The organism is Cryobacterium sp. Y29 (genome assembly GCF_002929825.1).
Taxonomy (GTDB): Bacteria; Actinomycetota; Actinomycetes; order Actinomycetales; family Microbacteriaceae; genus Cryobacterium.
In genome coordinates, this window is the sequence record NZ_PJJN01000030.1 from 1 (window position 1) to 24175 (window position 24175).

Annotated in this window: 26 protein-coding genes; 8 read left to right on the forward strand and 18 right to left on the reverse strand. The window is 63.7% G+C overall.

Going from position 1 to position 24175, the window contains the following annotated elements; all coding sequences use genetic code 11:
• Positions 1-287: 287 nt before the first annotated feature.
• Positions 288-983, reverse strand: a complete 696-nt coding sequence (locus tag CXY74_RS05955) for a hypothetical protein (RefSeq protein WP_199183159.1) — start codon at positions 981-983, stop codon at positions 288-290.
• Positions 984-1352: 369 nt separating this feature from the next.
• Here CXY74_RS05955 and CXY74_RS05960 point away from each other — a divergent pair, with 369 nt between their 5' ends.
• Positions 1353-2579, forward strand: a complete 1227-nt coding sequence (locus tag CXY74_RS05960) for an IS30 family transposase (protein WP_146070064.1) — start codon at positions 1353-1355, stop codon at positions 2577-2579.
• A gap of 172 nt (positions 2580-2751) precedes the next feature.
• Here CXY74_RS05960 and CXY74_RS05965 read toward each other — a convergent pair whose 3' ends face one another.
• The 11 genes from CXY74_RS05965 to arsM all read right to left on the reverse strand — a co-directional run bounded on the left by CXY74_RS05965 (position 2752) and on the right by arsM (position 11227).
• Complete coding sequence (locus CXY74_RS05965) at positions 2752-3144, reverse strand: metalloregulator ArsR/SmtB family transcription factor (RefSeq protein WP_104199587.1); 393 nt, start codon at positions 3142-3144, stop codon at positions 2752-2754.
• A gap of 37 nt (positions 3145-3181) precedes the next feature.
• On the reverse strand, positions 3182-4642 hold the full coding sequence (locus CXY74_RS05970; RefSeq protein ID WP_104199588.1) for a multicopper oxidase family protein: 1461 nt from the start codon (positions 4640-4642) through the stop codon (positions 3182-3184).
• Between the two features lie 465 nt (positions 4643-5107).
• Positions 5108-5932, reverse strand: coding sequence for a F510_1955 family glycosylhydrolase (locus tag CXY74_RS05980; RefSeq protein WP_146070065.1), 825 nt, complete (start codon positions 5930-5932; stop codon positions 5108-5110).
• A gap of 121 nt (positions 5933-6053) precedes the next feature.
• A complete protein-coding gene (locus CXY74_RS05985) occupies positions 6054-6905 on the reverse strand; it encodes a M23 family metallopeptidase (RefSeq protein ID WP_104199590.1) in 852 nt (283 codons plus the stop codon).
• Between the two features lie 140 nt (positions 6906-7045).
• On the reverse strand, positions 7046-7495 hold the full coding sequence (locus CXY74_RS05990) for a DUF305 domain-containing protein (protein WP_370446131.1): 450 nt from the start codon (positions 7493-7495) through the stop codon (positions 7046-7048).
• Positions 7496-7732: 237 nt separating this feature from the next.
• Positions 7733-8197: a hypothetical protein gene (locus CXY74_RS05995; RefSeq protein WP_146070066.1), complete on the reverse strand. Its 465-nt coding sequence runs from the start codon at positions 8195-8197 to the stop codon at positions 7733-7735.
• 5 nt (positions 8198-8202) lie between these two features.
• On the reverse strand, positions 8203-8361 hold the full coding sequence (locus CXY74_RS17515; RefSeq protein ID WP_158252305.1) for a hypothetical protein: 159 nt from the start codon (positions 8359-8361) through the stop codon (positions 8203-8205).
• A 22-nt stretch (positions 8362-8383) separates the two neighbouring features.
• Positions 8384-9112, reverse strand: coding sequence for a hypothetical protein (locus CXY74_RS06000; protein ID WP_199183160.1), 729 nt, complete (start codon positions 9110-9112; stop codon positions 8384-8386).
• A gap of 191 nt (positions 9113-9303) precedes the next feature.
• A complete protein-coding gene (locus CXY74_RS06005; protein ID WP_104199593.1) occupies positions 9304-9990 on the reverse strand; it encodes a cation transporter in 687 nt (228 codons plus the stop codon).
• Positions 9987-10340 carry a helix-turn-helix transcriptional regulator gene (locus CXY74_RS06010; protein ID WP_104199594.1) on the reverse strand — a complete coding sequence of 118 codons (354 nt, stop codon included), beginning with the start codon at positions 10338-10340 and terminating at the stop codon, positions 9987-9989. Before CXY74_RS06010 ends, CXY74_RS06005 begins: the two co-directional genes overlap by 4 nt.
• 134 nt (positions 10341-10474) lie before the next feature.
• Complete coding sequence (gene arsM, locus CXY74_RS06015; RefSeq protein ID WP_104199595.1) at positions 10475-11227, reverse strand: arsenite methyltransferase; 753 nt, start codon at positions 11225-11227, stop codon at positions 10475-10477.
• Between the two features lie 96 nt (positions 11228-11323).
• Between arsM and arsD the strand changes: the two genes are divergently transcribed.
• Entirely contained in the window at positions 11324-11719 is a 396-nt protein-coding gene (gene arsD / locus CXY74_RS06020) for an arsenite efflux transporter metallochaperone ArsD (RefSeq protein WP_104199596.1), read from the forward strand.
• A 4-nt stretch (positions 11720-11723) separates the two neighbouring features.
• Entirely contained in the window at positions 11724-13475 is a 1752-nt protein-coding gene (gene arsA / locus CXY74_RS06025; RefSeq protein WP_104199597.1) for an arsenical pump-driving ATPase, read from the forward strand.
• On the opposite strand, the gene CXY74_RS06030 is transcribed toward arsA, so the two are convergent.
• A complete protein-coding gene (locus tag CXY74_RS06030) occupies positions 13472-13741 on the reverse strand; it encodes a hypothetical protein (protein WP_104199598.1) in 270 nt (89 codons plus the stop codon). The genes arsA and CXY74_RS06030 overlap by 4 nt on opposite strands.
• Positions 13742-13797: 56 nt before the next feature.
• Between CXY74_RS06030 and CXY74_RS06035 the strand changes: the two genes are divergently transcribed.
• From CXY74_RS06035 to CXY74_RS06055, 5 genes are read left to right on the forward strand one after another with little or no spacing between them, the layout of a single operon-like run.
• The gene (locus tag CXY74_RS06035) at positions 13798-15180 is read left to right on the forward strand and encodes a DHA2 family efflux MFS transporter permease subunit (protein WP_104199758.1); all 1383 of its coding nucleotides are present in this window, start codon (positions 13798-13800) and stop codon (positions 15178-15180) included.
• Positions 15177-16163, forward strand: coding sequence for a Gfo/Idh/MocA family protein (locus CXY74_RS06040; protein WP_104199599.1), 987 nt, complete (start codon positions 15177-15179; stop codon positions 16161-16163). Before CXY74_RS06035 ends, CXY74_RS06040 begins: the two co-directional genes overlap by 4 nt.
• A 33-nt stretch (positions 16164-16196) precedes the next feature.
• Positions 16197-17675, forward strand: coding sequence for a D-alanyl-D-alanine carboxypeptidase/D-alanyl-D-alanine-endopeptidase (dacB, locus tag CXY74_RS06045; RefSeq protein ID WP_104199600.1), 1479 nt, complete (start codon positions 16197-16199; stop codon positions 17673-17675).
• A 19-nt stretch (positions 17676-17694) separates the two neighbouring features.
• The gene (locus CXY74_RS06050) at positions 17695-18285 is read left to right on the forward strand and encodes an isochorismatase family protein (RefSeq protein WP_104199601.1); all 591 of its coding nucleotides are present in this window, start codon (positions 17695-17697) and stop codon (positions 18283-18285) included.
• Positions 18282-19013: an alpha/beta fold hydrolase gene (locus tag CXY74_RS06055; RefSeq protein ID WP_104199602.1), complete on the forward strand. Its 732-nt coding sequence runs from the start codon at positions 18282-18284 to the stop codon at positions 19011-19013. The genes CXY74_RS06050 and CXY74_RS06055 overlap by 4 nt, the downstream gene beginning before the upstream one ends.
• Before the next feature lie 90 nt (positions 19014-19103).
• Here CXY74_RS06055 and CXY74_RS06060 read toward each other — a convergent pair whose 3' ends face one another.
• The 5 genes from CXY74_RS06060 to hpaD all read right to left on the reverse strand — a co-directional run bounded on the left by CXY74_RS06060 (position 19104) and on the right by hpaD (position 24113).
• On the reverse strand, positions 19104-20447 hold the full coding sequence (locus CXY74_RS06060; protein WP_104199603.1) for an MFS transporter: 1344 nt from the start codon (positions 20445-20447) through the stop codon (positions 19104-19106).
• 207 nt (positions 20448-20654) lie between these two features.
• Positions 20655-21395: an IclR family transcriptional regulator gene (locus CXY74_RS06065; RefSeq protein ID WP_233193239.1), complete on the reverse strand. Its 741-nt coding sequence runs from the start codon at positions 21393-21395 to the stop codon at positions 20655-20657.
• A gap of 29 nt (positions 21396-21424) precedes the next feature.
• Positions 21425-22252 carry an HpcH/HpaI aldolase/citrate lyase family protein gene (locus CXY74_RS06070; protein ID WP_104199604.1) on the reverse strand — a complete coding sequence of 276 codons (828 nt, stop codon included), beginning with the start codon at positions 22250-22252 and terminating at the stop codon, positions 21425-21427.
• A complete protein-coding gene (gene hpaH / locus CXY74_RS06075) occupies positions 22237-23022 on the reverse strand; it encodes a 2-oxo-hept-4-ene-1,7-dioate hydratase (protein ID WP_104199605.1) in 786 nt (261 codons plus the stop codon). Before hpaH ends, CXY74_RS06070 begins: the two co-directional genes overlap by 16 nt.
• Before the next feature lie 14 nt (positions 23023-23036).
• On the reverse strand, positions 23037-24113 hold the full coding sequence (hpaD, locus tag CXY74_RS06080; RefSeq protein WP_104199606.1) for a 3,4-dihydroxyphenylacetate 2,3-dioxygenase: 1077 nt from the start codon (positions 24111-24113) through the stop codon (positions 23037-23039).
• Positions 24114-24175 lie beyond the last annotated feature (62 nt).

The following is a 24175-nucleotide window of genomic DNA, read 5'->3' on the forward strand; positions in this document are numbered from 1 at the left end:
TCGGGCGGGTCGGGTGCTTCGGCATTCGACCCGCCCGTTTTTCGTTGTGGGCTGGGCCTAGCTGAGTCGAGCTACATGGCCACAATTATCGAACTGCTCGGCTTGTGGTGAGGCCGTCACCGCGTTGTCGATTGACTGAACTAATCTGCATCACTTGTTTTAGAGCGCATGCCCGAGCTGGCCCCGGAATGGAGGCGTCCTGTCACAACAGGATGAGGTCCAGGACCGTACGGCACTGTGCGTGCTCGTGCGGCGCCTGGACCTCGGCCTTGGTCGGACGCTTGCAGCTAGCGCAGAACTCCGCAGGCGGCTGGGTCGGTGGCCTCGGCGGGGAGGGTGGGGTCAAGCTCGCTTGCACCCTCGGGGTCGCTGAGGTTATACGTTCCGTTGCCGTCGTAGTCGATTCCGTGGATCACGACGACGCCTTCACCGTCGCGGATCGCCTCGGAGATCTGCGCGGCGGTGCCAAGTCCTTCGGCTCCCGGGTATCCGGTCCCCGCGACGTCCGTGAAGTTGATGTTGGTGCGAAGGTAGTTATAGGAGCCGTTTTTCGCGACGGGGAACCGGGTAACGTCGAGGAAACTGGCCGGCGTGGTGTCTCCGCTGGTGTTCAGGGACACCACAACGGGGCCGTAGGCCGGAACACCCTCCACGGTGTTCAGTCGTCCGTCGCCGTTGCTGTCCAACTTCAGCGTGGGGCACTCGTTCATGGCCTGTTCGCCGTAGTGGATGTGCTGGGCGTGGGGAGCGTCGGGCGTTAAACCCCTCGCGCGGATTCCGATCGCCTGGATTGTCTCGCCGCGAACGACGGCGATCGCCTTACCCGACGCTCCTGAGCCGTTCAGCTCCGTGAGGTGGGCGGTCAGTACCACGTTACCGCGCACCGATTTCGGGACCTCCGCTGACGCCGGCGCAGCGCTCAACGTCAGGGCGATGAGCGCAGCTGCACTCGCGCCGAGCACGAGTTTGATGTTCTTTTTCACGTTTCACTCCTATGTGATCTCGCCCGTCGGGACGATCCCGACGGGTAGATGCGACAGCATTAATTCGTAGCCCTGTGCCAAATGGATTGGCACTATTCGTATGCACGTACGAATGACTGCGGCGAGGGTGTCCGCGAAGCGAGCTCCCTGATAGTGGTGGTTGCCGACTTTGTCCGCTGCTCGCGCATGCCCTCTGCCGTTCATAGCCGCGCGCGGTCTTGCCCCACCCTGCCCCGTGTCGGCCGGGGTGTCTCATAACCCATGGCGAGCACCGGACAGATTCAAGTGGTGTGTGCAACACTGTCGGCGGACATGAGAAGCGGGGTGTTTTCTAGCCAACGTCGCAACACCTGAGTGTTAGGAGTAGCGATGACGGACAGTTCCCGAAGCCGCAAGAAGGTCACCGGCGCGCTGCCGATGGCCGAGACGCGCGTTGAATATGCTCGGCTGATGAGGCAAGGAATCAGCAACGCCGAGGCATGCCGAATGTTGAAGATCAACCGGCGAACGGGGATGCGCTGGCGTCACGGCCGCACGATAAAAAACGCCCACGGACGTGAGACGATTTACGCCCCGATTTCCAAGATCGCACCACCCGTCATTTCCCCGCGGTATCTGTCCGAGGACGAGCGTGTTCAGATCGCCGATGCACTCCAGTTCGGGACGTCTCTGCGGGGAATCGCCGTGGCGTTAGGTCGAAGTCCTTCCACGATCAGCCGCGAGGTGCGTCGCAATCGGTCCCCGCGATCAAAACGATACGCTCCTCGGGCTGCCCAAACCTTCGCTAACGCTGCCCGGAAACGTCCTCGCCCGGGCAAGATCGCCACGAGCACGCCTCTTCGTGAGGCGATCCAGAAGCTGCTGACGGAGCAGTGGAGCCCGCGTCAGATCAGCTACCAGCTGAGCAAAGATTTTCCGGGCCGGCCGGAGATGCAGGTCGTGCACGAGAGTATCTACCAGGCCCTGTATTCGCCGCAGAAACACGGTCTGACGCGGGAGATGACCCGGCACCTGCGCACGGGCCGACGCGGACGGCTCCCTCGGCGCAGTAGCACTGCGAGGCGCTCGAGGTTCTCCGGACCGCTTCTGGACCAGCGGCCCGCCGAGGTTGACAACCGGGTCGTCCCTGGTCATTGGGAAGGCGATTTGGTCTGCGGGGCGTTCAACCGATCGGCTATCGCCACACTCGTCGAACGCACCACCGGGTTTCTCCTGCTCGTGCACCTCGGCGGCAAGCACGATGCTGTCACCGTACGCGAACGCGTCGGTACGGCGCTGGCCGCTCTGCCGGCGCACCTCCGGAAATCGCTGACGTGGGACCAAGGATCGGAAATGGCCGAGTACCTTCAGTTCAAGGAAGACACGACGATCCCGGTCTACTTCTGCGACCCACATTCGCCATGGCAGCGAGGCTCGAACGAGAACACTAACGGGCTGATTCGCCAGTTCTTCCCCAAGGGCACCAACCTGAACCTCCACAGCCCGGAACAACTGGCTGAAGTCGCCGCCAAGATCAACGCTCGACCCCGCGAATCACGCAATTGGGAACCATCCCAAACGCACTTCGATAGGCGCAAGGAAATAGCCCACATTTGATCGAGTGTTGCTACGTTGGCGAGAAAACACCCCGTTCCTCATGGCCCTTGACACAGTAGCGCGAGACCGGCCCAGCGAACCTCAGGCAGGCGGCCTCCCGTGCGGAAGATCGATAGGGGTGTCGCGAGGACGCGACCTCCGGTGCGGATTGGCGTGTCTGACAGTGTATTCGTCATGCGCTGGCAGCCTCCGCGCTTGTCGATGCAAGGTCAGCGTGGTGGTGGTGGTGGCGAGGCGTGCCGCCCAGGCTGTGCTCGGCTTGGAAGATCGCGTCACGCACGAGCTGCGAGGCATGCTCGTTCTCGAGGCGGTAGAAAATGCGCGTGCCCTCTTGTCGTGTTGCCACGATCCGTGCCAGGCGCATCTTCGCCAGATGCTGCGACACCGACGCAGGGGTCTTGTCGACGATTTCGGCCAAATGGCTCACCGACAGCTCTCCCGCGTCTCGCAGCGCGACAATCAAACGCACCCGGGTAGCATCCGCCAGCATCGAGAAGATTTCTACGGCGAGTTCGACAAAGTCACCCTCAGGAAGACGACCACATATCCGCTTATCTGCATCCATACGCAAATAATAGCAGAGCATCCTCAGGCTCCCTCGTTCAGCGGGCTTCGATGATCCCCATCATGCCGGCGTCTTCATGGTCGAGGACATGGCAGTGATAGACGCTTCGCCCGCTGAAGTCATTGAACTTGACCCGAACGCGTGCAGTGCTGCGTGCCGGTATGTTCACGACGTCCTGCCAGATCACCGACTCGACTGGTCGGCCATCCTGTTCAATAATCTGCATCGGCCAGACGTGCAGGTGTACAGGGTGATCGAAAGTGCTGGTGTTGGTGAGGGTCCATTCTTCGACGCTTCCAAATTGCACGGTCGTGTTGACGTGGGTGGCATCAAAGGTGCGGTCGTTGATCGTGGCTGACATCATGCCGCCGCTCATGCCGCCCCCCATTCCCATGGCGAACACCAATTCGCGTCGGGCGGTGACGGTAGAAGAACGCAAGTCCGTTGGTGAGAGTTGGTCGGGCACAGCGGGGAAAGCGGCGGTGTCGGCGCCGGCGACTGTGAACGTGGCCAGTGCGACATCAGCGGAACTGAACGTGCCGCCGCCCATCATCCCGCCCGACTTACCACGGTCATAACGGAGCGCGCGCAGGGTGGATGTGCCAGCGCGTGCCGTCACGAGCAGGTCTGCGCGATTGCCCGGAGCCAGGACGACTTCGTCAACGTTGCGGGCGGATTCAAACCGGCCGGAGTCGATACCGAGGAGGGTGAGTTGCTGTCCGTCGAGTCGAAGCCGCAGATAGCGGGAGGTGCAGGCGTTGATGACTCGCCAGCGTTCCCGCTCGCCGGGGCTGGCACTCAGCAGCGGATCACGCTGCCCGTTCACCAGAACAAGCTCGCCCTCCCGGCCCGACATTTTATCCATCTCGGTGGCAGCTGCAATGGTGCCGGATGAATCGAAGGTGATGTCGGAGATGACAAGGACGCGCTCCCGGGTGGCGGGAATCTCCTCAGGGTCCTCCACGATGATGGCGCCATAGAGACCCCCGAACACTTGGTCGGCGACAAAGCCGTGGTGGTGCGGGTGATACCAGTACACGCCCGGCGCGTGATTGTCGGGCAGTTCATACTGGTAGTCGAAGGAGTCGCCGGCTTCGATCGTGACGAACATGTTGTCGCTGTTGTTCTGTGGAGAGACGTGGAGGCCGTGCACGTGCAGGTTGCTCGGATCGGTCAGACCATTACGTAGGTTGACATTGAGCATATCGCCGGCTCGAACGCGCAGGGTGGGGCCCGGAACGCCCCCGTTGTAACTGAGCGCGCGCACGTCTTTTCCGGCAATGCGCACGTTCTGAGACGACGGCTCCAAGGCCACCGACAGCACGCCGTTAGAGCTGCGCAATTCGGTGGGCTGAACGAAAGTGGCCCCGGAGGCAGCTTCTGAGGCCTGCGGCCTGACTGATTGTTGATTCACGAGCAAGCCAGTCCCTCCGATGGCCACCCCGCCAATTCCTACCCCGCCCAGGATGAGAGCGTTTCGGCGGCTCAGGTCAACCATCATCGGCCTTCGGCGAGCACCCGTATGTGCTCGCGGTACTGCTCTGGCGTTAGCTCCCCGCGAGCGAAACGCTCGTCGAGGATCTTCCGCGCGCTGGTGAGATCAGGCGACGCGGGGACAGTCGGCGACGGGGGGCCAGTCGGCCCGCTTTTGGTAGATAAGCGAATGACGAGATACACGAGAATGGCGACGCCAACCAAAGCCAGCAATCCGAACCCCCAGGACCACCCCATACTTCCATTGCCCCACATCATGATGTGATTCCTTTCGTGATTCGTCTTAAAAATCATACCTCTGGGGGTATCTTTTCTTGCTGGAAGTCAGCCGAACAGATTCAGATCGGATAGAGGGCCGGTGCCTGGGCCGGTGCAGTAGCGCACGTGGGACAACAAGCCAATCACGTCGCCTGGGCGTGCCACGCGACGTGGCAGTGAAGTATCCCGGTGTCGTTCGTCGCTGTGACTGCTAGCTGGACAGCGATACCAGTGTGGTCCAGGTGTTTCCGTAGTCACTGCTGGCGGTGATGCCGGCGGCGTCCGCGACGAGGATCCAGGGTGAGGATCCGCCGACGACGGTGAACGCTTCGGGGGTGCGGCCGGTCGTTCCGGTTTGCGTCCACGTCTCGGCTTCCTGGCGCCAGACTCCACCGTCGGGATCCAAACCGACCAATCCTCCGCCGGCAAAATCCAGAAGCAGCAGCCCCGGTGCTCCAGCCAACGCGGTGAACGTGCGCCCCGCATCGGTGCTCACTAGAACGCCCGCGGCGGTCGTTGCGTAGAGCCGATCGGCCTGGGCTGGATCCGCGCTCAGGTCGCGGAGTGCGAGCTGTGCTCCCGCTGACCACGTGAGGCCGGAGTCGTCACTGACGGAAATGGTCCCAGCTCCCGCGTCGTAACCGTAGACACGGAGGGTACCGTCGTCGAGGGGAACAGCATCCAAATCGTGAAAATCGGTCTCGCCGGCCAGCGACAGCGGCGTCCAGGAAGACGCGCCGTCTGTGCTGGAGATAAGTCCCAAATTGGGAAGCGCCAGATCGCTGGGTTCGGTCGGATCGGGGTGGCCCGATGCCATCAACTGGCCGGGCGCGGCCACGGTGAAGCCCATCGTGTCCTGCGCCAAGCCGGCGAGCTGCACCGGTTGGGTCAGGTCTGCTCGTGGCGCTCCGGCCAGATAGGTGTCCGGCAGCATTCCGGTCGGGATGAGCCACACCCCCTGGTGCGTGGCCGCGTAGGTGTCTCCCGTGAGAGGATCGGCGCCGATGCCATGCACGTGTTCGAAAGCGTTCGCCATGGCGGCAGTGCTGGGCGCTACCGCTGTCGAATCTAAATCGTTGGCCGAACACCCCGTCAGAACCATGAGGCCAACGAGCGGTACGGACAACGCACTGATCCGGCGTGTTGATCGGTTGATGTCAACCAAGAGTGACTCCTCGGGCGCTCATGAATGTTTCTGCATCGATGCCGTCACCGTCGACGCGCGTTTCAAAGTGCACGTGGCAGCCGCTGGACGCACCCGTTGATCCCACTACGGCAATAATTTCACCGGCTACAACCATCTGACCAGAATCAACGAGGAGCTGACTGTTGTGGGCATAACCCGTCTCGATGCCTTTGCCGTGGTCGATGAGAACCCAGTTACCATAGGAGCCCTGATAGCCCGCGGTGACAACTTTTCCTCCGGTCGCCGCGAAGACGGGCTGGCCGCAGGGAGCGGCAATGTCGGTGCCGTTGTGAAAATCGCCGACACCATCAACTGGTTTGTTCGGGCGAGAACCGAACGGGCTCGATATTCGGCCCAGAACAGGTAGAGCCCAGCTTTGATCACTGAGCTGGCCCGGACTCAGGCTGGCGTATTCTCCATTACTGGCAACTTTGGTGTACGAGGCCGGTTCAGGTGCTTCCGTGATGGTGTACCCGTCGCGGTGAATGGGAACGGATGTTGTACCCGCGGCGGTGACGCTTTGTAGATCGGCCGTCTTCGCGGCGCTCGCAGCTGCGGCCTGCTGCGGTTCTGTGTTCACCGCGAGTGCGGGGAGGGACGTGCCGATCGCAAAGAGCGCGATCATCGCCATGGCGCTGGCGGCTGCAGCACGCTGGCGCAGCGGGATGGGCCGAGAGGTGACTTTGACCGGTGGCGCAGTTTTCGATGAGCCGGATCGGCCCGCACGCACCATGTTCTCCATCGCGCGGATATCGCGGCGTGACATCGGTGGAATGACACCGAGGATGGGTGGCGCCGTGGCGACGTGACCGGTGTTATCCACGGAGCACCGTCCCGGGGCTACGCATCAGGTGAAAAAATTGACGGCGATACATGAATATGTCCTTGCAGGTGATTCAGAAAACGAAGGGTGGTGTCGTGGGGCCGGCCTTCCAGAGAAGAACTTGCCCCGAATGTGCCGCTCTAGAGCGAGGTGAGAAGCTCGGCCATGACGGCGATTTCAGCCGACTGCGTCTTGACGATATTGGCGGCCATCGCCTGGGCATCCGCATTCTCCCCATTATCAATTTCGAGCTGCGCCATCGCGACGGCACCCTCGTGGTGCGCAGTCATCTGTTTCAGGAACAAGGAACTGGCGTCTGCTCCCGAGGCGTGCTGTAACGCCATCATGTCGTCGTCGGACGTCATCCCGGCAGGACTGCCGCCCATGCTGGACATGTGAGACATGCTGTTCTCATCTTCGCCCCACGCCGTCAACCAGTCTTTCAACTGGGTGATCTCCGGTTTCTGCGCAGCCTTGATCTCGGTCGCGAGGTCGACCACGCTTTGATCGAGGCCGTCCTTGGCGAGTAGGTCGTCGCTCATTTGAACGGCCTGTTCATGATGGGGGATCATCATCTGGGCAAAGGTCACGTCGGCGGAGTCAAACGCCGCTGTGCTTTGGCTGGCAGAAGGGGGCGCTGATTCGGCGACGGGGCCACCTCCAGAGCATGAGCTGAGAGTGAGAGCTGCTGCCAAGGTCACGGCAGCATACAAGAAAGTTCGTGGGTTGAGCATCGTTCATCCATTCGTCTTTTAGCGGTAGAAACCGGTGGCCGCGGGCACGGCAAGGTTCCGATGCCACGTGCTGGCTCGGAACTGCATCTCGGTCTAAACGCGACAGATGGAGAGGAGGGTGAGACTGGGCCGCTGACGCGGTTGGGCGCTGATGCGCCATGAGCGCGACATCACGCAGGTATCGAGCAGGCTTCGATACCTGGCCGGTAGCCGGGTCAGAAATACCATGGCGACGAGAGTAAGTAGCAGAACGCACATCATCGCCAGCAGAGCGCACTCAAGCATTCCGTGGAGGCTTCCGGACGAGATCGCCGCGACGACGGGAGCTGCCATGACTGCAGCCATACCCGTCACCGACGTCTGGTGCTCGGCAAAAGTCGATGATGCAGCAGCAGCAGCAGCAGATGATGCGGGGACCAGCGCGGGCATGGTGTGCCCGGTGGTCTCGGAATGAACGGCCAGAACTGCACACAATAGCGCGGCGAGGGCGAGCAGGGAGACGAAAGGAGACACAGAGGCGGGCGCACGTAGTCGTCGCACCGCACGATCCAGCGTCATTTCACCTACTTCTCTGCCAGCAGCCCACGACCGAACTGCCCAATGTCTTCTCTTGAAGAATACCGCACGGCCAGCGGCGAATCCTGAATGCCGGTTTTACCCGAGCCAAAACCGCGATTTCGACAGCACATTCCGCCGCCATCGCGATCGATCAAGACCATCATCTCTCAGATGACGATCGTTGATTCAACCTGTGCCAGAGGTGTCGTCTGCGTCGTCCAGGCCCGAAACGCAATGATCCCAGAGAGCATCCCGATGCCGGCCAGTACGGTCGCAGTTGGCGCCAACCCGAGCCGGGCGCCGAGTATCCCGGCCAGTGGGTAGGTGACGATGAAACAGGCATGGGACAGAGAAAACTGGGCGGCGAAAACGGCCGGTCGGCTGGTCTCGTCGGAGGAGCGGCGCAACAGTCGCGCCGACGGGCAACACCGCACAGCCGAGCAGCATGACGTTTCGGTCGTGAAAGCGCTCGAGCACCCGGGGCAGCGCAAGAGCGACGGGCATGGAGCCGAATCCGTAGCAGGCGAGGGCGAGAGCAAAGTCGGACTGAGCGCGGCCGAAATGGCTTTGCACACGCACGACGGTGTTGACGATGACCGTACTGGTCGACGTTGCGACGACCATGTTCATGGCCAGCAGGGCGCGCAATTGCGGTGTGCGCGAGAAGACGCGAACGTCGCGGGTGAGGCGCTCCACGAATGGTGTTGTCACGGCCACCTGATGAGTCGGCAGGGTGGCGGTGAACACGAGCAGGGCGGAGCCAGCGAACCCGATAATCGTCCCCACAAAAAGGGAGTGGTAGCTGATAACGGTGAGGAGTCCGAGGGCCACAGTGAGCATTCCGGTGCCGATCAGCGCGACAATTTGCGCGCTGAACAATCGGCGATACGTTCGGTTGCGTAGGACTTCAAACATGAGCGCCCGCACAGTGTGTCAATGGCTCGCTCGAGCGGATGCCGGTGGTGCGCCGGTGTGCCCCCGACGGCATGCCCAGTCTGGAAAATAACATTCGCATCCAGCGTGCACATGTCCTTATCTGCATTTATACGCAGATTGTTGCACAACGACCCGCAGTTCGGCCGCAAGCCATTGTTTGGCAGGGGCTCTTAGGAGCCGGCCTCATGCTCGAGGGTGCGTTCACCGGTCAGCGCGGATGCCGGTGTGGCGCACGTGTCGCCTTTCCATGCTTCACTGCCCTCCCGGATTGCGAAACCCGCAATAACCAGCGCGGCGACCGCATCAGCCCAGGCCCAGCCGAGTAGGGCGTTCAGCGCGAGCCCGATGAGCACCGCGGCCGAGAGATACGCGCACAGTAGGGTCTGCTTCGAATCGGCGACCGCCGATACGGAACCCAGCTCGCGGCCGATGCGGCGTTCGAACCAGCTCAGAACCGGCATGATCACCAGGCTGATGGCCGTGAGCACAATACCGACCGGACTGTATAAGGGTGTACGTAACCCCATGATCGACAGCACAGCGTCGATGCTGACGTACGCGGCGAGAGCGAAGAAGGAAAACGCGATCACGCGCAACGCGAGCTTCTCCCGTTGCTCTGGTTCTGGCGCAGCGAACTGCCAGGCAATCGCGGCAGCGGAGATTACCTCCACGATTGAGTCAAGACCGGACCCGATCAGCGCAGCCGACGATGCGATGGATCCGGCCGCGAGGGCGATGACGGCCTCGATGAGGTTGTAGCAAATTGTGATCGCGACGATCCAGCGGATCCGGCGCTGGAGGAGGCGTTTGCGAATCGGGCCGAGCGCCGGAAGGTGAAGGGGCGAGGGCGCGCTCACGTTTCGGCTCCGCAACACAGGAGCACGTCACAGGTGTCATCTGCGCAGGCGTCACCGTCATCGACGGCGAGGACCACGTCGACCAGCGCGATCAGCGCACGCGTCAGATGCGGGTCGGCAATCTCGTATCGCGTCGACCGACCTTCCGGCGTGGCCACCACGATGCCGCAACCGCGCAGGCAACTCAGGTGGTTCGACACATTCGAGCGCGTCAGCCGCAGCCTCTCTGCGAGCTGCCCGGGATACCCAGGGGCGTCCAGCAGGTTCAGTAAAATCCGCGATCGGGTCGGATCCGCCAAGGCCCGCCCCAGCCGATTCAGTACAGCCAGACGTGAGGTACTAGTCAGCATGCACTGACATTACAGTGGTTGCTGACGTATTCGCAAGCACATGCGCTGTCATCTCTGGCTGTGGCGATCCCGCTTTCTGGCTCCGGATGGCTGCTCGTGGGGACCAGCCGCTCCATGGAAAAAAGCGCCCAGGACTAGACGCTGGGTTTGACCGCTTTCACGATACTCCCGTGCATTTCGGGGGCGACTTCGTGGGTATATTCCACAGTCGCGTCGACAAATCCTGCTGCGGCGAGCGCGTTTAGGTACTCCTGGTTCGAGAGAGCCCCGGCGATGCAACCGGTGTAACTGCCGCGCTCGATGCGGTCCTGTGCGCTCAGGTGGTTTTCGGCCACCACGTCGGAGATTCCGAGGCGCCCGCCGGGCTTCAAGACCCGGAACATCTCGGTTATTACCGCATTCTTGTCAGTGGACAGGTTGATCACGCAGTTGGAGATGATCACGTCGACGGTTGCACCGGGCAGGGGGATGGCTTCCATCTGACCCTTGATGAACTCCACGTTGGTGGCTTGGGCCTTCGCCGCATTAGTTCGGGCGAGCCTGAGCATCTCGTCGGTCATATCAAGCCCGTAGGCGAAGCCCGTTGGGCCCACACGGCGTGCGGAGAGCAGCACGTCGATGCCGCCGCCGGAGCCGAGGTCGAGCACCGTTTCTCCCGGGTGCAGGTCGGCGACAGCTGTCGGATTGCCACAGCCCAGACTGGCCAGAAACGCTTCCTCGGGTATCTCTAAATTTTCGTTGCCGGTGTAGAGCGCGGAGCCGAACACGTCGCCGTTGCCCAAATCGGTCGGCACGCAGCACGACGTGCTCGAGACGTCGCTCAATTGCACTGCGGCCGTCGCGTACCGTTCGCGAACACGTTCCGTGATCTCAGATTTCTCGGTCATGAATTGATCCTTTCCGATAGGTGCGGCACCAGCTTACTGCTACATTGATTCTTATCGATATAACGAGTGAAGGCTCAACTTTTGAGGGAGATCCACATGGCTGCCATCCGAATCTACGAACCGGCACTGTGCTGCGACACCGGAGTCTGTGGCGTCGATGTCGACCAGTCCCTGGTCGAGGTGACCGCGACCGTGCGCAGTCTGCAGGACCTTGGCGCTGACATCCAGCGCCATAACCTGGCCACCGACCCGCTCGCTTTCACCACGGATGAGACCGTGCGCGCCTTCATGCACGTCGTCGGTTCGACCGGGCTGCCGCTCACCATCGTCGATGGTGTCACCGTCGCGACCGGTGCCTATCCCTCGAAAACCCAACTGCTCGCCTTCGCCGGCCTCGCTCCCGTCACGAGCGAACCAGCCGAGCGAGTCCAGCTCGGCTTGACCGAGAAATCTGAAAGCGGATGCTGCGGCGGCGCCACCGGCTGCTGCTAGCACCATGAAGTTTTTGAAAGACCCGCCCCGCTTTCTGTTTTTCACCGGTAAGGGTGGCGTCGGCAAGACATCCGTTGCCTGCGCTTCGGCCATTGCGCTGGCTACCCGGGGCCGCCGAGTGTTGCTGGTGAGTACCGACCCGGCGTCCAACATCGGGCAGGTATTCGGCGTCACGATCGGCAACACGGTCACTCCGATTGGGGCCATTGCCGGTCTCAGTGCCCTCGAAATCGACCCGGAGCAGGCCGCGGATGCCTATCGCGAGCGCATCATCGCGCCGGTTCGGGGACTTTTGCCGGAGCGCGAGTTGGCCAGCATTGCTGAGGGCTTGTCCGGTTCATGTACTACCGAGGTTGCCTCGTTTGACGAGTTCACGAACCTGCTGACCGATGACAGCCTGCTCCAGACCTACGACCACATCGTGTTCGACACCGCGCCGACCGGACACACCATCCGCCTGCTGCAGTTGCCCGGCTCCTGGACGGAGTTTCTCAATGCGGGCAAGGGCGATCCGTCGTGCCTCGGCCCGCTATCCGGGCTGGAGAAGCATAAGACGGTGTATGCGGCTGCGGTCGCTGCCCTGGCCGACCCGCGGCGTACGCGGCTGGTGCTCGTGGCGCGCGCGCAGGCATCCGCTTTGAGCGAGATCGATCGCACCCACGCTGAGCTGGCGCAGATCGGAATTCTTGGCGGCTATGTCGTCATCAATGGTCTGCTGCCAGTTGGCGCGGGAACAGAGCCGATAGCCGCAGCGGTGCGCGAACGCGAGTCGGCCGCGCTGGACGGTATTCCGCCGACCATCGCTAGCCTGCCGCGTGATCTGCTCGAGCTTAAGACCGGCAACATGACGGGTATCAGAGCGCTGCGCGACCTGTTTCAAGCCGGCAACGATGGTGGAGTGTCGCCGCAGACCCCGGTCGAAGTGCCGAATGCCCCGCTCGGCCAGTTCGTCGACGAACTGGAACAGACCGGTCACGGCCTGATTCTATGTATGGGAAAAGGCGGCGTCGGCAAAACCACGATCGCTGCGGCAATCGCGGTTTCCCTCGCTCAGCGCGGCCATGCGGTGCACCTGACCACGACGGACCCGGCGGCCCACCTGGTGGACACCCTGCACGGAACCCTGCCGGGGCTGCGCGTCTCGCGCATCGACCCGGACGAGGCGATTCGGGAGTATCGAAATCACGTCATGGCTACCACGGGCAAGAATCTCGACGACGACGGCCGGGCCGCCCTGGCCGAAGACCTGCTCTCGCCGTGCACCGATGAGGTCGCGGTGTTTCGGCAATTCTCGAAGGCCGTACATGAATCGCGGCACGAATTCGTTGTCGTTGATACCGCTCCGACCGGCCATACCCTGCTGTTGCTCGATGCCACGGGGTCGTACCATCGTGAAATCGCGCGTCAGATGGGGGAGGGTATGGCGTTCGTGACCCCGTTGATGCGGCTGCAGGATTCCGCGCTGACCAAGGTGCTGGTCGTCACCCTGGCCGAGACGACGCCGGTGCTCGAGGCCGAGGAGCTTCAGCAGGATCTTCAGCGAGCCGGAATCCAGCCGTGGGGCTGGGTAGTCAACAATTCCATTGCCGCCGCGCGCCCCGAGTCGCCGTTTTTGCTGGCGCGAGCCGCCAACGAAGTCACCCAGATCGACAAGGTGTTCGACCACGCCGATCGGGTTGCGATCGTGCCGTTACTGGCCGATGAACCGATCGGCGTTGACAGGCTGACTGCGCTGACTGCGCCCGGTCGCGGCTAGCGGGCCATTTCGGGGTGCACCTTGACGACGGTAATGGTCTTCGTGGGATGCACGGTTTTCGCCGGCGCCCGGGAAAAACCTTTTGCTCCCTCGAGGCGGTTCTGCCCGCGAAACTCGGCCAGGGCGTCGTCAAAGATGGCGTTCAACTGGGCCCCGGTGAATTCTCCCACCGCCCCCTCTGTGAAGCTGATGCTGATGAGCGTGGTGTCGGGAAAGTGCCGGTTCATGCGGATGAAGCCATCGGCATCCTGCTGCAGGGTGATCATTGGTCTAGTCTGACCTATATGGCACGCCGCGGCAGCACGTGGGGTTCATTCACGTCATGACCCGTTCACCGACCGATTCCCCACGGCTTGTTCTGGTGGTTGCCGTGCTGGCCTCGTTCATCGCCTTTCTCGACGGCACCGTCATCAATGTGGCCCTCCCCGCGATCACCCGTGAACTGGGCGGAGGAATCTCGACCCAGCAATGGGTCGTCGACGCCTACCTCATCACCCTCGGCGGCATTATTCTGCTGGCCGGTTCGCTCTCCGACGCGTTCGGGCGCAAGCGGGTGCTGTTGTGGGGTCTGGTGGGGTTCGCCTCGGCATCCGTTCTCTGTGCGGTGGCTCCAAACGCTCCCTTTCTGATCGGCGCACGTGCCATCCAGGGCGTCGCTGGTGCACTGCTGGTGCCGAGCTCGCTCGCCCTCATCTTCAGCACCTTTAAGGGTGCCAGCCAGGCCCGCGCGATCGGAACCTGGACCGCCTGGACCAGCACCGCCTTCATCGCCGGCCCGCTCATCGGTGGTCTGCTGGTCGACCTGGCGTCGTGGCGGCTGGTGTTCGCCATCAACATCGTGCCGATCGCGCTCACCCTGGTTCTGTTGGCGCGGTTGCCGGGCGACCGGGCAGCGGATGCCGCGCCCCGCGTCGACGTCAGCGGAGCGGTTCTCGGTGTGCTCGGCGTGGCACTGCCCGTCTTCGCGCTGATCGAACAGGCCAACTTCGGCTGGGGAAGCCCGGTCATTCTGGTGCCGCTCATCGTCGGACTGCTGAGTTTTGCGGCGTTTATCTGGCACGAGAACCGTGCGAAAGCGCCGATGATGCCGCTCAGCCTGTTTCGGGTGCGCAACTTTTGGGTGGGAAACGTGGCGACGACTCTGATCTACGCCGCCCTGTCGCTCGGCACGTTCCTGCTCGCTGTCTTCTTGCAGCAGGTTGGCGGATACAGCGCGACGCGCGCCGGGTTGGCCCTGCTGCCAGTGAGCATTTTGAGCATCGCCCTGTCCACCGTCATCGGCCGTCTGGCTGGCCGATTTGGCCCGCGTCTGTTCATGTGCGTCGGGCCGATCATCGCCGGTATCGGGTTTTTCGTCATGCTCCGCATCGATTCGAGCGTCGCCTATTCCAGCCAGGTCCTGCCCGGGGTCATCATCTTCGGCCTGGGCCTGACGATCACGGTCGCGCCGCTGACCTCCGCCATCCTGGGCGCGATAGAACCCGGCCGGGCGGGCATTGCCTCCGCGGTCAATAACGCGCTCTCCCGGGTCGCCGGACTGGTGGCCATCGCCGCGGCGAGCATTATCGTGGGCCCGGTGCTCGACGTCGATGGGTTCCATCGCGCCGCAATCGTCACCGGAATTCTGCTGGTCGGAGGCGGAATCATCTCAGGCATCGGTATCCAGAACCCCGGGTCGGTGCCGGCCGATAAGCTCCAGGCATGACAGATTCGATTCGCTGGGGAATCCTGGCCACCGGCGGTATCGCCCACCTGTTCGCGAGCGACCTCGTACAGAACGGGCACACGGTGCAGGCCGTCGGGTCGCGCAGCCAGGCGTCAGGGGATGCCTTCGCCGCCGAATTCGGCATTCCCACGGCACATGCCAGCTACGAAGCGCTGGTCAACGATCCCGAGGTCGACGTCATCTACGTGTCGACACCGCACCCGTTTCATGCCGAACACGCTGCCCTCGCGTTGAATGCTGGCAAACACGTGCTGATCGAGAAGCCGATCGCGCTCAACGCCCGGGAAGCCCGACAGATCGTCGACCTGGCCGTGAGCAAGCATCTGCTCGTGCTCGAAGCCATGTGGACCCGGTTTCTGCCGCACATGGTTCGCATCCCGGAGATTCTGGCGGCCGGCACGCTCGGCGACGTGCGCAGCCTGCTCGCCGACCATACCCAGGACCTTCCCGACGACCCGGAACACAGGATCAATTCCCTGGCCCTCGGCGGCGGCGCCCTGCTCGATTTGGGGGTCTATCCGGTGAATTTCGCGCACGCTGTCTTCGGGGCGCCCGAAACGATACTGGCCAGTGCCTCGTTCAAGGCGACCGGAGCGGATGCTCAGGTCGCGACGATTTTTCGCTATGTGGGTGGACAGATCGCCACGACTTTCTCGGCAAGCGACACCCGCGGCCCCACCTCGGCGTCGATCATCGGCACTGAAGGGCGCATCGACATCGACGCCGTCTGGTACGCACCGACCGGTTTTCGGGTACTGGACACGGTCGGCACCGTGCTCGAAACGTTTGTATCGGCCGAGTTCATCGGCCGCGGGATGCACTTCGAAGCGGTCGAAGCCGAGGCCCTGATTCGGGCCGGAAAGCTCTCGAGCGACATCATGCCGGCCGAAGAATCGGTCGCCATCATGCACACCCTCGACGCGGTTCGGGCCAGGATCGGCCTGCGCTACCCGGGTGAATAGCCGGCCCGAAGGCGCGTCGGCTACCATACGGAGGTGGATGAACCCGTGCAGACACCCGTAGCCCAAGAGGCCAACCCTGCCCCGCGCAGCGGAATCGGTGCAGTCTTCGCCCGGTGCCGCCGGGCCTGGCTGATCGCCGCCGGTGCTCTCGTCTTCGTGCTGCTGGGTAGTGGAGCCGTCTTCGCCGGAACCCAGACCGGAGCCGCCGAGCCGGCAGCGGCATCCGGTACGCCGTCGCCTGCGGCCACGCCGAGCCCCACTCCCACCATCGATCCGGCTCGACCGGTGCCCGCCGAAGCGACAGCGGCCAGCCGGTTGCGTACCTGCTCGGTCGCCGCGCTCGCCGCCGACGCCCGCCTCGCCGATTTTCAGGCGCAGGTCGTCAATGCCAACACCGGTGAGGTATTGTTCGACCGCGGCGGCACGACGTCGTCGCGCACCGCGAGCGTCATGAAGGTGCTCACCTCGGCCGCTGCCCTCAACGTGCTCGGCAGCGACTACCGGGCTACGACCCGCGTAGTGAAGGGCGCGGAACCCGGTCAGGTCGTGCTCGTCGGCGGGGGAGACCTCACCCTGTCGCGGCTGCCCACCGGTCAGGAGCCGTTCTACACCGGCGCCGCCCACCTCGACGACCTCGCCACCCAGACCAGGGTCGCATGGGCCGCCGACCCGACCAATCCGCCGATCACTTCGCTCGTACTCGACACCTCGTATTTTTCCGGCCCTGACTGGGACGAGGGCTGGGCCCGCACCGAGCTCGGCCTCGGCGCCATGCCCGAGATCACCGCGCTGATGGTCGACGGTGACCGCGACGACCCGACCCGCAGCACATCGGCGCGCAGCGAAGACCCGATTGCCCGGGCCGGCCAGGCCTTCGCTGACGCGCTCGGCGGCGGCCTCAGCATCAGTCAAGCCACCGCCCCGCCCGGAACCGCCCAACTCGGTGCCGTACAGTCCGCACCGGTGTCTACGCTTATTCAGCAGTCCCTGATCGTGAGTGACAACACCATCGCCGAGATGCTCGCCCGCCTCGTGGCCATCGAAAACAATGCCGGCAACTCATTCTCCGCGCTGCAACAGGGCATCGTCGGTGGCCTCGCCGCCTACGGCATCGACACCACCGGCATGATCATCAAGGACGGCTCGGGCCTCAGCCCCCACAATGCTGTCTCGCCGGCGTACCTGACGGCCCTGTTCCTCAAAGTCAACGCCCGCGAGGGCAACCTCGGCGTGCTCTTCGACGGCCTACCGATCGCCGGCGGACCGCGCGGGTCCCTCTCGTACAGCGACCGTTTCTCCGGTGCGAATTCCGCCGCCGACGGCGCAGTGTTCGCCAAGACCGGCTGGATCGACACCGGCTACACGCTCGCCGGGGTCATTCGCGCCGCCGACGGCACCCCGCTCACCTTCGCCATCTACGCCATCGGCAACGTGAGCTCAAACGCTAAAATCGCCATCGACACTTTGACCACCGGCTTCTTTCACTGCGGTGACAATTTGACGAACAACTAACCCTTCGCAAGGAGACCTCGTGACCCGCGCACTGTTCATCATCGACGTTCAGAATGATTTCACCGAGGGCGGAGTGCTCGGCGTTGACGGTGGGGCGGCGGTCGCGGCGGGTGTGAGTGTGCTGCTGGCCGAGCATCCGCTTGCCTATAAATATGTCTTCGCCTCGCGTGACTGGCACGATATCGGCAACGACAACGGTGGCCACTTCGCGCGCGATACGGCACCCGACTTTGTCACGACCTGGCCGGTGCACTGCGTGGCCGGCACGACGGGCGCCGAGTACCACAAGGCCCTGACAACGGATGCCGTGACCTTCCACATTCGCAAGGGCCAGGGCCGGCCCGCATATTCCCTCTTCGAGGGCGCCACCGAGGCTGGGCAGACGGTGACGGAGTTGCTGAGCGAGCACGGCGTGACCGAGGTCGACATCGTCGGCCTTGCAACGGACCACTGCGTGCGAGCCTCCGTTCTCGACGCGCTCGAACACGGCCAGCGCGTGCGGGTGCTGACCGATCTCGTTGCCGGTGTCGCCGCGGAATCTACGTTGAACGCCCTCGCTGAGATGGCGCACGCGGGCGCGGTGTTTGCCGTGAGCGACGCCGTCGAGTGACCTTATTCGCAAAAAGGCTCGACGGCGTACGTATTGCCTTTGATGCCGCTCCCGGGGAGCGACCGGTTCTGCTCGTGCACGGTTTCGCGTCGACCGCGGCGGTCACCTGGATTGGCTCGGGGTGGGTGCGGGCGCTCGGAGAAGTCGGGCGGGGCGCGATCACGCCCGACCTGCGCGGGCACGGACGCAGTGACAGGCCGCATCACTGTGCCGACTACCTACCGAGGCAGCTCGCCGCTGACCTCGTGGCGGTGCTCGACACACTGGAACTTGAGCGGGTCGACGTAATCGGTTATTCCTTGGGGTCGCGGGTCGTGGCCGCTCTGGCCAGGCTTGCGCCCGAACGCGTGCGCAGCCTCGTGATCGGCGGGGCAGGGCCGCTCGAACTATTCGATACCTGGGATCAGGGCGACGTCAACCGGTTCCTGCTGTCTGGCGATCTTGCTTCCGACCCGACCATTGCCGCCGTACTCGGGCCGGCGATCATCGCCGGTGCCGACCGGGAGGCACTATGGGCGTGCGTGCAGGGGATGGCGGGATGCACCCTGGACGTGCCAGCGGGTATCCCGCAATTGTTTGTGGCGGGCGGCGCCGACCAGATTCCGGCGGGGGTAGCCGTGCTCGCGGCCGAACGCGGTGCCGGGTACGTCGAACTGCCCGGCCGCACCCACCTCAGCGCGCTGACCGCCCGCGAGTTCAAGCAAGCCGCCCTGGAGTTCTTGAACTGAGCCGCTGGCTCGTAGCCCGAGCGCAGGGAGCATAAAGTAACCGTGCCGCCGGAGTGTTGTTCCGAGCGGCACGGTTGTGATCTACGAGAGTTACTCGTGCGTGCTGATGCCCAGCGGAACCCCGCGGGTCTCTTTCACAAGGGTCACCGCGACGAAGGATATCGCGGCGAGCACCATAAGGTAAATGCCGATCGAGATGGACTGTCCGGTCTGATCGAGCAACAGTTGCGCGATGAGCGGGGCGAACGCGCCACCGAGAATCGCGCCGAGCGCGTAGCCGATCGAAACGCCGGAGTAGCGCACCTGGGCCGGGAACATTTCGGCGTAGAGCGCGGCTTGCGGGCCATAGGAGAAGCCGAGTCCGCTCGCCAGGATGATGAGCGAGAGCGCGAACCAGACGATGTCGCCGGTGTCGATGAGCAGGAACATCGGGATCGCCCAGATGAAGAGGAACGCGTAGCCGAGCTGGAAGGTGCGCACCCGGCCGATTTTGTCGGAGAGGATTCCACCGAGCATGGTCGACGCGAGCCAGAACACGGCGGCGACGGTGCTGGCGACGAGCACCGGAGTGCGCTCCATGCCGAGTCCGCCAGCTTCAGCGGGCTTGGTGGCGTACGAGCCGAAGAAAGCGATGAGCATATAACCGGCCGCGTTGTTGGCGATGAAGATCAGTGCGGTGAGGATGACCTGACGCGAGTGGTTCTGGAAGAGCTGCTTGAGCGGGGCGGCAGATTCCCTCTTGCGGGTCTGCATCTCTTTGAAGACCGGGCTTTCGGCGACCGCGCGGCGAATGACCCAACCGACGACGATGAGCAGCACAGAGATGAGGAACGGAATGCGCCAACCCCAGCTGAGGAACGCTTCGTCGCTCATCGAGGTGGTCACGATGATCATGACACCGGTGGCGAGAATGAGGCCGACCGGAACTCCGATCTGCGGATAGGCACCGAAGAATCCGCGCTTGTTGATCGGTGCGTGCTCGACGCTCATGAGCGCCGCGCCGCCCCATTCGCCGCCGGCCGAGAAGCCTTGCAGGATGCGAAGCACGATCAGCAGGATCGGTGCCGAGACGCCGATCTGGTCGAAGGTCGGCAACAGGCCGATGAGGGCAGTGGCCGCGCCCATCATGACGAGTGTGAACACCAGCATCGCCTTGCGACCGATGCGGTCGCCGAGGTGGCCAGCGACGATGGCGCCGAGCGGGCGGAAGAGGAAGCTGATGCCGAGTGACGCCCAGGCGATCAGCTGGGCGAGCGGCTCGTTTTCGCCGGCGAGCGGGGCGAAGAACAGGCCGGCCAGCACGAGGCCGGCGGCCTGGGCGTAGATGAAAAAGTCGTACCACTCGATTGTGGTGCCCACCATCGTGCCGGCGAGGACCCGCCGTTCTTCATGACGTTTGGCGCTGGAGCCTGTGCGCTCGGTCGTTAAGGCCATGGAATACTCCCTTGTATCTCATTGCGTGCTGGGTCGGGTACTGCTGCAAAGTGTGGGGATCGTGCGGAGAAAACCGGCACGGGGGCAGTATGGCAGCAAAACCAAAGATTACCTACCTATTGGTCAGTATTGTGCGGGATCGTTACTTGTGCGGGATGTGAAGCATAATCACACCGTGCACGCACGATTGACGCGCAGTGGCGCGGGTCAACTGAGCTCGGCGACGATCGTGCGCGCAGCCTTGGTGAGGGCTGCGCCGATGTCGGTGGGGGAGTGCAGGCTCGAGATATAGACGACGGCGATGGCGGCAGGAGGATCCCCGGGCACGAGCAGCGGCACGGCGATCGACGACAGGCCGGGAATGACCTCGTCGTGGCTGGAGGCATAGCCGACAGTAGCGGCCTCACCGGCCTCGCTCCGGCGAGTTTCGGCAAGACCGAGCGCGGCCCACTGAGCAGCGTTCAGCGCGGACTGGATGGCGATCCCTGGTGCCCCCACGTGCAGCGGATGCCGTGTGCCGGGCCGCTGCACCACCGTCGCGTGGGGTTGGCGCGATTCGATGCTCACGAGCGTGACCACCTCGCCCTGGTCAAGCACGGCGACGAACGCGGTCATGCCGAGCTCGTGGGCAATTCCGGTGAGCACGGGCAGTGCCGCGGCCTGCAGGTCGCGGGACACCCCGCGGGCCAGGGCGGCCAGGCGGGGGCCGAGCCGCACCAGTCCGGCCGGGTCCCGCACGACGAGGCCGTGATCTTCCAGGGTGCGGAGAATGCGATAGGCGATCGAACGGTGCACGTCGAGGGCGGTGGCGATGTGGAGAATACTCATCGGTTCGTCGGATTCAGCGAGAATCTCCAGCACGCGAATGCCGCGCGACAGGGTTTGCGAGTGCGCGGCGGGCGCCGAGGCGGGGCTGCCGGAGGTCTCGGCAAATTCGGGGATCGACACCCTCTCATTCTCGCATTCGGCCTGGGCGCTCAGTAACTCGGCCGCGGGACGGCATTGCCGGCAGGGCCCGTGGCGCCGGGCCTGATGAACGCCGCTGCGAGCTTCTCCGAGGCTCGGGCGAGAACGGCCACGTCGGCACCGACGAGCACGAAGCGGGCGCCCGCCGCCAGGTAACGCTCGGCGGTCGCTGGTGCGAAGGCATTGACGCCGACGGGTTTGCCGAGCGCCGTGACGGTGCGAATACAGTGTTCGACGGAGGAGACGACGTCGGGGTGGTCCTGCTGGCCGAGCAGGCCCATCGACGCGGCGAGGTCGGAGGGGCCGATGAACAAGCCGTCGATGCCGCCGACGGCGGCGATCTGGGCAATGTTGGCCACGGCATCCGTCGTCTCGATCTGCACAAAAAGTGAGATCGTGTCGTCGGCTCGCGTGAGGTAATCGTCGATACGGTTCCACCGGGACGCCCGGGCGAGGGCGCTGCCGACGCCGCGAACGCCGAGCGGCGGATAACGCACCGCGGCCACCATGTCACGAGCTTGCTCGGCAGTGTCAACCATCGGAATGAGCAGGTTCTGCGCGCCGAGGTCGAGCAGCTGCTTCACGATAATCTGATCTCCGATCGGAGCGCGCACCAGCGGCACGATCGGGTAGCCGTGTACGGCCTGCAGCTGGCTCAAAGTGGACTCGAGGCCGTTCGGGCTGTGTTCAGTGTCAATCAAAAGCCAGTCGAGACCGCTGCCGGCACAGATTTCCGCGACCAGCGCGCTGCCGGAGCACACCCACATTCCTATCTGGGCACGTGAGACGCCCGCGAGAACGTCTCGGAAGGTCGGCTCTGCTGCTACTCGAATCGGCATGTGATTGCTCCCAACGGTCCGTAGTCGGCGTGCACGGTGTCGCCCTGTTCCACCCACATCGGACGGGTGAACGAGCCGGCCAAAATGATCTCGCCGGCCTCGAGCCTGGTTTCGTGCTGGGCGAGCTTGTTCGCCAGCCAGTAGACGCCGGCAGCGGGGTGGCCCAGCACGGCCGCGGCCACACCGGATTCCTCGATGGTCTGGTTGCGGTAGAGCAGCGCCGACACCCAGCGCAGGTCGATGTCGCCGACCTTCACCGGCGTACCGCCGAGCACCATTCCGCCCATCGCCGCGTTGTCGGAGATGGTGTCGACGATGGTACGGCCGGCCATCTCGATGCGTGAGCTGAGGATTTCCAGCGCCGGAACGACGTAGTCCGTGGCATCGAGAACGTCGAACAGGGTGCAGTTCGGACCGGTCAGTGACGTGCCGAGCACGAACGCAAGCTCGACTTCGATTCGCACGTTCGAGAAGCTGTCGAAACGGATGCTCGCGCCATTCTCGTAGACCTCGTCAGCGAAGATCACACCGTAATCGGGTTCGGTGATGCCGGTGGCGATCTGCATGACCTTGGAGGTCAGGCCGATCTTGCGGCCGACGAGACGGCGGCCGGCCGCGATGCCGCGCTCCCTCCACAGGCTCTGCACGGCGTAGGCATCGTCGACGGTCATGCCGGGGTAGCGGGCGGTGAGGAGGGGAACCGTCGACCGGGTTTGGCCGGCCGCGACGAGTTCGTCGGCGATCTCTGCGATGACTGACTGGTCAAGCATGCGCACGCTTCTTTCTACAGGGTGGTGCCGAGTTTGAAGCCGGCCAGCTCGTCGTCCCTGCGGGTGTACGAGAAACCGTCAGCACCGACGGTCACGGCCATTTCGCTCGACTCGGTGCGCTCGACTACCGGCTGGGGGTTACCGTCGAGGTCGAGCACGAGGGAGGCATCCGTGTACCAGCTGGGTACAACGGGGTTGCCCCACCAGTCGCGGCGCTGGTTGTCGTGTACATTCCAAGTGACAACAGGGTTGTCGGGGTCGCCGGTGTAGTAATCCTGCGTGTAGATCTCGACGCGGTGGCCGTCGGGGTCACGCAGATACAGGTAGAACGCGTTCGAGACGCCGTGGCGGCCCGGCCCGCGCTCGATCAGATCGCTCTTGCGCAACGCGCCGAGCTTGTCGCAGATGTAGATGATGTTGTGCTTCTCGTGCGTCGAGAAGGCGAGGTGGTGCATACGCGGCCCGGTACCGCCGGTGAGGGCTGTGTCGTGCACGGTGTCCTTGCGGCGCATCCACGCCGCGTAGGTGACGCCGTCTTCGTCTTGGATGTCTTCGGTGACGCGAAAGCCCAGGTCTTCAAGGTATTTACGGCCGCGGCCGACGTCGGGCGTGACCTGGTTGAAGTGGTCGAGGCGCACGAGCGCGCCCGGACCCTGCAGGTCGTAGCGCCAGGCGAGTCGTTCTACGTGGGTGGTTGCATAGAAGAACTCATACGGAAAGCCAAGCGGGTCTTCGACGCGTACGCTGTCACCGATGCCCTTCACGAAGCCCTCGGTGCGGCGTTCGGTGCGGCAGCCGAGCTCCTGATAATAGGCCTCGGCGAGGTCGACGTCTTCGGGGCTGCGCACTCGAAAGGCCATCGCGGCGACGGCGGCGATGGGCCCCTGGCGCAAAACCAGGTTGTGGTGGATGAATTCCTCGAAGCTGCGCAGGTAGATCTCGGTGTCGCTCTCCTCGGTGACGACGAGGCCGAGAATATCGACGTAGAACTCGCGCGACTTGGCGAGGTCGGTCACGACGATGTCCATGTAGGCGCAGCGGAGGATGTCGGGTGGCGTGGCAGTGGGGGTGGGGATCGGGCTGAGTGTCATGGGGTTCTCCTCGTTGAGATTACGGATGCGTGGGGCGGAGTATCGAGACAGCCAGCGTTGGT

Coding starts and splice junctions, on each gene's coding strand:
- CXY74_RS05960 (WP_146070064.1), top strand. CDS start 1,353: ATGACGGACAGTTCCCGAAGCCGCAAGAAGGTCACCGGCGCGCTGCCG.
- CXY74_RS05965 (WP_104199587.1), bottom strand. CDS start 3,144: ATGGATGCAGATAAGCGGATATGTGGTCGTCTTCCTGAGGGTGACTTT.
- CXY74_RS05970 (WP_104199588.1), bottom strand. CDS start 4,642: ATGGTTGACCTGAGCCGCCGAAACGCTCTCATCCTGGGCGGGGTAGGA.
- CXY74_RS05980 (WP_146070065.1), bottom strand. CDS start 5,932: ATGGCGAACGCTTTCGAACACGTGCATGGCATCGGCGCCGATCCTCTC.
- CXY74_RS05995 (WP_146070066.1), bottom strand. CDS start 8,197: ATGACGCTGGATCGTGCGGTGCGACGACTACGTGCGCCCGCCTCTGTG.
- CXY74_RS17515 (WP_158252305.1), bottom strand. CDS start 8,361: ATGATGGTCTTGATCGATCGCGATGGCGGCGGAATGTGCTGTCGAAAT.
- CXY74_RS06000 (WP_199183160.1), bottom strand. CDS start 9,112: ATGTTTGAAGTCCTACGCAACCGAACGTATCGCCGATTGTTCAGCGCG.
- CXY74_RS06010 (WP_104199594.1), bottom strand. CDS start 10,340: ATGCTGACTAGTACCTCACGTCTGGCTGTACTGAATCGGCTGGGGCGG.
- arsM (WP_104199595.1), bottom strand. CDS start 11,227: ATGACCGAGAAATCTGAGATCACGGAACGTGTTCGCGAACGGTACGCG.
- arsD (WP_104199596.1), top strand. CDS start 11,324: ATGGCTGCCATCCGAATCTACGAACCGGCACTGTGCTGCGACACCGGA.
- arsA (WP_104199597.1), top strand. CDS start 11,724: ATGAAGTTTTTGAAAGACCCGCCCCGCTTTCTGTTTTTCACCGGTAAG.
- CXY74_RS06030 (WP_104199598.1), bottom strand. CDS start 13,741: ATGATCACCCTGCAGCAGGATGCCGATGGCTTCATCCGCATGAACCGG.
- CXY74_RS06035 (WP_104199758.1), top strand. CDS start 13,798: ATGACCCGTTCACCGACCGATTCCCCACGGCTTGTTCTGGTGGTTGCC.
- CXY74_RS06040 (WP_104199599.1), top strand. CDS start 15,177: ATGACAGATTCGATTCGCTGGGGAATCCTGGCCACCGGCGGTATCGCC.
- CXY74_RS06060 (WP_104199603.1), bottom strand. CDS start 20,447: ATGGCCTTAACGACCGAGCGCACAGGCTCCAGCGCCAAACGTCATGAA.
- CXY74_RS06070 (WP_104199604.1), bottom strand. CDS start 22,252: ATGCCGATTCGAGTAGCAGCAGAGCCGACCTTCCGAGACGTTCTCGCG.
- hpaH (WP_104199605.1), bottom strand. CDS start 23,022: ATGCTTGACCAGTCAGTCATCGCAGAGATCGCCGACGAACTCGTCGCG.
- hpaD (WP_104199606.1), bottom strand. CDS start 24,113: ATGACACTCAGCCCGATCCCCACCCCCACTGCCACGCCACCCGACATC.